The 7050-nt window shown below is 30.8% G+C and carries 8 protein-coding genes and 1 tRNA gene; 2 read left to right on the top strand and 7 right to left on the bottom strand.

Annotation, left to right across the window (positions count from 1 at the left end):
* On the bottom strand, positions 1-749 hold a 749-nt coding region (locus ABWP60_RS08620), incomplete at its 3' end, for a pyridoxal phosphate-dependent aminotransferase (protein ID WP_353151334.1).
* 186 nt (positions 750-935) lie between these two features.
* Positions 936-1009 (bottom strand) — tRNA-Met (locus ABWP60_RS08615).
* Between the two features lie 170 nt (positions 1010-1179).
* On the opposite strand from ABWP60_RS08615, the gene ABWP60_RS08610 reads away from it, so the two are divergent.
* Positions 1180-1572 carry an START-like domain-containing protein gene (locus ABWP60_RS08610; RefSeq protein ID WP_353151331.1) on the top strand — a complete coding sequence of 131 codons (393 nt, stop codon included), beginning with the start codon at positions 1180-1182 and terminating at the stop codon, positions 1570-1572.
* Between the two features lie 50 nt (positions 1573-1622).
* A complete protein-coding gene (locus ABWP60_RS08605; protein ID WP_353151329.1) occupies positions 1623-2456 on the top strand; it encodes an aminotransferase class IV in 834 nt (277 codons plus the stop codon).
* Here the strand turns inward: ABWP60_RS08605 and ABWP60_RS08600 are convergent.
* From ABWP60_RS08600 to ABWP60_RS08580, 5 genes are all read right to left on the bottom strand, one after another.
* Complete coding sequence (locus ABWP60_RS08600; RefSeq protein ID WP_353151326.1) at positions 2449-3009, bottom strand: YqgE/AlgH family protein; 561 nt, start codon at positions 3007-3009, stop codon at positions 2449-2451. The genes ABWP60_RS08605 and ABWP60_RS08600 overlap by 8 nt on opposite strands.
* Positions 3010-3159: 150 nt before the next feature.
* Positions 3160-3435: an HU family DNA-binding protein gene (locus tag ABWP60_RS08595; protein ID WP_353151324.1), complete on the bottom strand. Its 276-nt coding sequence runs from the start codon at positions 3433-3435 to the stop codon at positions 3160-3162.
* Positions 3436-3595: 160 nt separating this feature from the next.
* Positions 3596-4543 carry a methionyl-tRNA formyltransferase gene (gene fmt, locus ABWP60_RS08590; RefSeq protein WP_353151322.1) on the bottom strand — a complete coding sequence of 316 codons (948 nt, stop codon included), beginning with the start codon at positions 4541-4543 and terminating at the stop codon, positions 3596-3598.
* 29 nt (positions 4544-4572) lie between these two features.
* The gene (locus ABWP60_RS08585) at positions 4573-6456 is read right to left on the bottom strand and encodes a RecQ family ATP-dependent DNA helicase (RefSeq protein ID WP_353151319.1); all 1884 of its coding nucleotides are present in this window, start codon (positions 6454-6456) and stop codon (positions 4573-4575) included.
* A gap of 9 nt (positions 6457-6465) precedes the next feature.
* A complete protein-coding gene (locus ABWP60_RS08580; protein ID WP_353151317.1) occupies positions 6466-7002 on the bottom strand; it encodes an AAA family ATPase in 537 nt (178 codons plus the stop codon).
* Positions 7003-7050: the final 48 nt, after the last annotated feature.

Raw genomic sequence — 7050 nt, 5'->3', positions numbered from 1 at the left:
GAAACGACACAACCAATTCTTGCACCACACATACTAAATCTTTTCGAAACCGAATCGATCATAATGGCGTGTTGCTCTAATCCTGGTACATTTAAAACCGAATAATGTTTTAATCCATCGTAAGTAAATTCTCTGTATACTTCATCTGCAATTAAAAATAAATCGTGTTTTTTTACAATTTCAGCCAATTTGTTAATTTCCGCTTCAGAGTATAAATATCCTGTTGGATTTCCAGGATTACAAATCATTATAGCTTTTGTTTTTGGAGTAATTAATTTTTCAAACGCTTCCATAGGTGGTAACGCAAAACCAGTTTCAATTCCTGAAATTACAGGAATTACTTTTACACCACTTGCTGTTGCAAAACCGTTATAATTGGCATAAAATGGTTCAGGAATAATTACTTCATCGCCATTGTCTAACGTAGAACCTAAAGCAAACATAAGCGCTTCAGAGCCACCTGTGGTAATGATAATATCTTGGGTATCAACAGGCAAACCTTGGTTTTTATAATACGCAGCAAGTTTGTTTCTATAGCTTTCAAATCCAGCACTGTGACTGTATTCTAAAACTTTGATGTCAAAATCTTTAACAGCTTGTAAAGCCACTTCTGGCGTTTTAATATCGGGTTGACCAATGTTTAAATGGTACACTTTTGTCCCTCTTTTTTTGGCTCCTTCTGCGTAAGGTACTAATTTTCTGATTGGCGATTCAGGCATTTGAATCCCTTTGTTTGATATTTTTGGCATAACTAAATTTTTTGCTATGCAAAAGTGCAAAAAAAATAGGATTCGATAACGAAATTTTGCTAAAAAATTACAACTTAAATGAATTCGTTTTTTTGAATTATATTTTATGTGTTAATTCGTTTTCTGTTAGGAAGTAATAATAAAAAAACCTAACCTCTAATAATTAAGAAGTTAGGGTTTTTATCGTAGCGAAAACGGGAGTTGAACCCGTGACCTCAGGGTTATGAATCCTGCGCTCTAACCAACTGAGCTATCTCGCCATTAAATTTTTTTGCATTTCTCAATGCGGGTGCAAATATATAAATAATTACTTTCTTTGCAAATAATAAATTGAAATTTTATAATTAAAAATTTGTTGTAAAAAATAATGTAAAATATAGTTGCGGTATCATTTTTTTTTATATTTTGCTAAAAATTTATAGATTCAATTATGAAGCCAAAAGTTAAGTACGAACTAGAGTTTCCAATACACTCGTCACCGCAATTATTATATCAATATATCATAACACCATCAGGTTTATCAGAATGGTTTTCTGACAATGTAAATTCGCGTGGTGAATACTATACTTTTATTTGGGATGACTCGCAAGAAAATGCCAAATTGGTTTCAAAAAAAACGGGGGAGAAGGTAAAATTCAAATGGTTAGATGAAGATGGAAAAGATACAGAGTATTATTTTGAATTGAAAATTCAAGTAGATGAAATTACAAATGATGTCTCTTTAATTGTTGTCGATTTTTCTGAAGAAGACGAATTACCTGAAAATCAATTATTGTGGGAAAGTTTGGTCTCCGATTTAAAACACGTAATTGGTTCGGTTTAATTTTAATAAATAAGTATATTTGCTCCCGCTATAAAAGGCGGGATTTTTTTATGATTAATTATAACGGAAGCATTCAAGATACTAGTAATTTTAGTATTGAAAATAATAGAGGATTTCTTTTTGGTGATGCCATTTTTGAAACCATTAAAGTTAATGGAACTAAAATATTGTTTTTAGAAGAACATTATTTGCGTTTAATGGCTTCGATGCGAATTTGTAGAATGGAAATTCCAATGAATTTCACAATGGAATTTATGGAAGAAGAAATTTTAAAACTAATTGCATTACAGACAAATAGAGTTAGTAATAGAATTCGTTTTTCTGTTTTTAGAAACGCGGAAGGATTTTATAATCCTGCTTCAAACGATGTGCAATTTATTATTACGTGTTCTGAATTGGTATCTGATACTTACGTTTTTTCTTCAACTAGTTATGAGGTGGAATTGTTTAAAGATTTTCATGTTTCCAAACATGTATTGGCTACATTAAAAACCAATAATAAAATGATTAATGTAGTGGCTAGTATTTTTGCAAATGAAAATAATTTTCAAAATTGTTTGTTAATTAATGAAGATAAAAATGTTGTAGAGGCTACAAATGGTAATGTTTTTATGAAAATGGGCAATCAAATAATTACGCCACCCACTTCAGATGGTTGTTTAAACGGAATAATGCGAAAACAAATTATAGCAATTGTAAATAAAATGGGTACTATTGAAATAATTGAAAAAAGCATTTCACCTTTTGATTTGCAAAAAGCAGATGAATTATTTATTTCAAATGTAATTATTGGTATTCAACCAATTACAAAATACAGAAAAAAGGAATTTACTTCTGAAGTGGCTAAAGAAATTACAAATATTTTAAACGCAGCAATTAATTAAGCGTAGGATTTTCTGGCGAATTAGAAAAGTATATATATTCGCCACCGATTTCATTTAGTTTTTCTTTCCAAAAATTTTGGCTGTTTTTACTGATAATTATGTTTTGCAATTCATTTTCCACAATAATCCAAGAAGTATCATTTAATTCTTCTTCTAATTGATTGGTTTCCCAGCCGCTATACCCCAAGAAAAAACGAATGTTTTCTTTTGATAATTTCCCAGTATTAATTAGTTCTTTTGTGGTTTCAAAATTTCCACCCCAAAATAAACCATATGCTATTTCAATACTATCAGGAATTAATTCAGGTACGTTATGTAAAAAATATAAGTTATCTTGTTCTACTGGTCCTCCGTTATATATCATAAAATGGGCATCTATGTCAGGAATCAAATCATTTATGGAATAGGAGAGTGGTTTATTAAGTATAAAGCCCACACTACCATCTTGTGTGTGCTCCGTTAGCAAAATGACAGATCTATTAAAAGACATATCGTTTACGGTTGTTGGTTCTGCAACGAGTAAACAACCTTTTTTAAGTAACAAAGAAGTCATAAGCCAATTAATTTAAATTGAAATTAAGAAAAATTATTTAATTGAACAAATAATCCAGTTTAATATTACATTACTAAATGTATATAAATTTGTGAAATAAAAAAAACCTCTTAGAAACTAAGAGGTTTTTAAATAAATAAAAAATATTTATTATTTGTTTACTGAACCATCTAAGTCAGCACCTGCTTTGAATTTTACTACATTTTTAGCAGCAATTTTGATAGTTTTTCCAGTTTGAGGATTTCTTCCATCTCTAGCCGCTCTTTTAGAGATTGACCATGATCCGAAACCTACTAAAGAAACTCTTCCACCTTTTTGTAATGTACCTTCTACACTTCCTAAAAATGATTCTAAAGCTAATTTAGCTGCTGCTTTAGTAATTCCAGCTGCTGCAGCCATTGCATCGATTAATTCTGATTTGTTCATAATTGTTAGTTTTAAAATTGATTATACATAATATTGTTTACAAATTTAAATGTATCATTGAACTACACAAGCATTTCAAGTTATTTTCGTTAAAAATGTTAATAAATTATGACAAATGTTAATAAAGTGGCTAATTTCAGTCTGTTTTTACTGCAAAAACTTAAATAACATAGGCGTTCGCACTCATCGAAGTACCATTTAAAAGCTCATGAGTTTGCATTTTCTTTTTGCCTGGAAATTGTAAACTAGCAATTTTTATGAAACCATTGGATACTGCAATTTTCATTTCTTTTTTTCCAATACAAATTTGGCCTATTTTATGAGTGTGAACTTCTTCAATAAAAGTAGTGTCGTAAATTTTAACATTCCATTCGTTATCTCCATCTTTAATATAAGTCCAGGCAGCAGGATAAGGACATAACCCTCTAATTTGATTGTAAATTTCATTTCCAGGTTTCGTCCAGTCAATTTTACAATTGTCTTTATTTAATTTATAGGCCGTTTTTAATTCGGTATTTTCGGTTTGAATGGTGGTTTCCACTTTTCCATTTTGTATTAAATGCAACGTCTCTATTACAGTATCGCATCCTAAATGCATTAATTTGTCGTGAAGCTGACCTACGTTTTCATTTTTATCAATAGCTACTTTGTGACTTAAAATCATAGCACCCGTATCAATTTTATCATCAATAAAAAAAGTGGTTACACCGGTTTCAGTTTCTCCATTAATAATTGCCCAATTTATAGGTGCCGCACCTCTATAATTAGGTAACAAAGAAGCGTGTAGATTAAATGTACCATATTTTGGCATTTTCCAAACTACCTCCGGCAACATTCTAAACGCTACAACGATTTGTAAATTGGCACTATAGCTGGCTAATTCTTTTAAAAAATCTTCACTTTTTAGATTTGTAGGTTGTAAAACAGGAATGTTTTTTTCTACAGCATAGGTTTTTACCGCACTAACTGAAACTTTCTGACCACGTCCGGCAGGTTTATCAGGTGCTGTAATTACTGCTGCAATTTCAAACTCACTGTTATATATCGTATCAAGAATACCAACAGCGAAGTCGGGTGTTCCCATAAATATGATTCTTAATTTCTCCATTGATAGTATGTCGCTATGATATTATTTTTTTACTTAAGTTGGTATTTATTATAAGAATTTAAATAAATAGCATCATTTTCTAATAAGTTCTGCAGGGCAAAGATAATTTCTTCTGTTGAAAAAGTGAGTACATTTTCCATTTCATTTGAAGATAATGGTGCTTTTTCTAATTCACTTTTAATGCTTTCTGAAACAGATTTAGGTTTTGCTTTATCTTTAGAAATACAATACGAACAAATGCCACAGTTTTTAGTATTCTCTTCTCCAAAATACTTGGAAATTAAAACCGACTTACAAGTGGTTTTATCTGTCACAAAATGAAGCATTTGTTTGTGTTGCTCTATTTTAATCTGATTTTGATTTTCTAAAAGTTTAACCACACGATTAATGGTGTAACTGTCTTCGCGTGGTTCATTATATAGAATAGAAATATCATTGCTTTGAAGTTTCAATTCTATTATTTCTTGTGCATGTAATTTATTTAAAACCGCAATTACTTGTTCTTCTGTTTTTCCAGATTTAGTAGCTATAAGTGCTGTATTTATACTTGTAACTTGTTCAAATATACCGGTGTAATTTCGTAAAATGGTTTCTATAATTTCTGCCTCTTTAGTATTTAAACTGCAATATCTAATAACTTCTCGACTTTCAATTATAAATTTCAAATTGGCTTTATTGCTAATTAAATTATTTAGTGTAATAATGCCTTGTCGGTCTAAAAACTGCAGACAAGCATAGGTTTTAGTAACAGGCAAATTAAATTTAGCACAAAACAAATTTAAGTTGAGATAAAAAAGTTCTTGAAACCCTTCGCCATAAGCTATTTGAAACTGATTGTTTAGGTTTTTATACACCAAATGCAGAAATTCTTTGTTGGGTAAATTACCAGCAAACTGTTGTAATACATTTTCCGATTGCACTTCATGAGTAAGTAATAAGGCATAGGATTTTTCGCCATTTCTTCCCGCTCTACCAGCTTCTTGATAGTAATTTTCAATATTATCAGGAATTTGTAAATGCACTACTGTTTTAACATTTGGTTTGTCAATTCCCATACCAAACGCATTTGTGGCGACTATAATTTTGGCTTTTTCATCCAACCAAAGGTGCCTATTTTTATCCTTTTCTTTAGTAGATAATCCACCATGATAATAGGTTGCAGTAAAACCAAAATCTGTAAGTACTTTGCTGATTTCTATACAAGATTTTCTGTTTTTTACATATACGATTGAGGGTTCAGGATTCTTTAAATAGATTTGTTTTAGTTTTCCTATTTTGTCTTCGGTTTTTATTATATGATATCCTAAATTCTCTCGTGAAAAAGAATTTTTAAAAACAACTGGATTTTTTAATTGTAAAAGGGTACAAATATCTTCTTGAACTCTAGGCGTGGCTGAAGCGGTTAAAGCAATAAACGGTACTGAAAAGTAGTCTTTTAAAGTGGCTATTTTTAAGTAAGCAGGTCTAAAATCTTGTCCCCATTGGCTAATACAATGTGCTTCGTCAATGGCAACTAAATTTATATTTAAATTTTTAATTCGTTCTAAAACCCAGTCTTGTTGTAATCGTTCAGGCGATAGATATAGAAATTTATAATCGCCAAATGCACAATTGTCAAATAAATTATTCGTTTCCTCAAAAGAAATGCCACCAGTTAGTGCAATGGCTTTTATGTTTTTGCTTTTTAAATTTTCAACCTGATCTTTCATTAAAGCTACAAGCGGCGAAATGACTAAACAAATTCCTGGTTTTAGTAGAGCAGGAATTTGAAAACATATTGATTTTCCACCACCTGTTGGTAACAAGGCAAACGTGTCTTTACCGAGCAAAACAGTAGTGATAATTTCTTCTTGAGTGGGTCTAAAAGCAGTATGATTCCAGTGTGCTTTTAATACATCTAACGGTTGATTCATTAGATTGAATTAGGAATTTAAATGATTAATGATAAATTGAAATCGTTCTGCTACAGAAGTTTTTGGTACTTCGTGTAAATCATATCCAAATTTTGTATAGGTTTCTACCAAATAGGTATGAATTTTAGTTGCTTCCTCGAAGCTTTCATAACGTTCAGCATCGCTGGTGTAAATTTCTTCCCAAGGCGGTAACAAAAAAACGTTGTCGTATTTATAGGTTTCGCAAGCGGCAATAAATGCTTCAGGATACGTGTCGCCAATAAAATCCATATACGCCAGCACATCAGGAATGCCTCTATCAATAAAAACAGTTTTTTCTTCTGTAGTTGCCTTTTCAAATTGCTTAATTCTTCCTTCTAAAAGGCGTTCGCTAAACAACATCGGATTTTCTAAAAACAAATAATCAACACCTTCTTCTCTGGCTTTTAAAATAACTTCTCTAGAAATTTCAGGATAACAAATGTGTCCTTCGGCTTCTAGGTGATTAATTAAAGTTGTTTTTCCAGAACTAGGACCACCAGTTAGGAGTATAATTTTCTTATTCATTTTACGGCATTAAAAATCAAATGTACTATCATTTTTTTTATTTTGAAA

Source organism: Flavobacterium sp. (genome assembly GCF_040402895.1).
Classification (GTDB): Bacteria; Bacteroidota; Bacteroidia; order Flavobacteriales; family Flavobacteriaceae; genus Flavobacterium.
The sequence above is the reverse complement of the archived record's forward strand: the minus strand, read 5'-3'. Positions and strand labels throughout refer to the sequence as shown.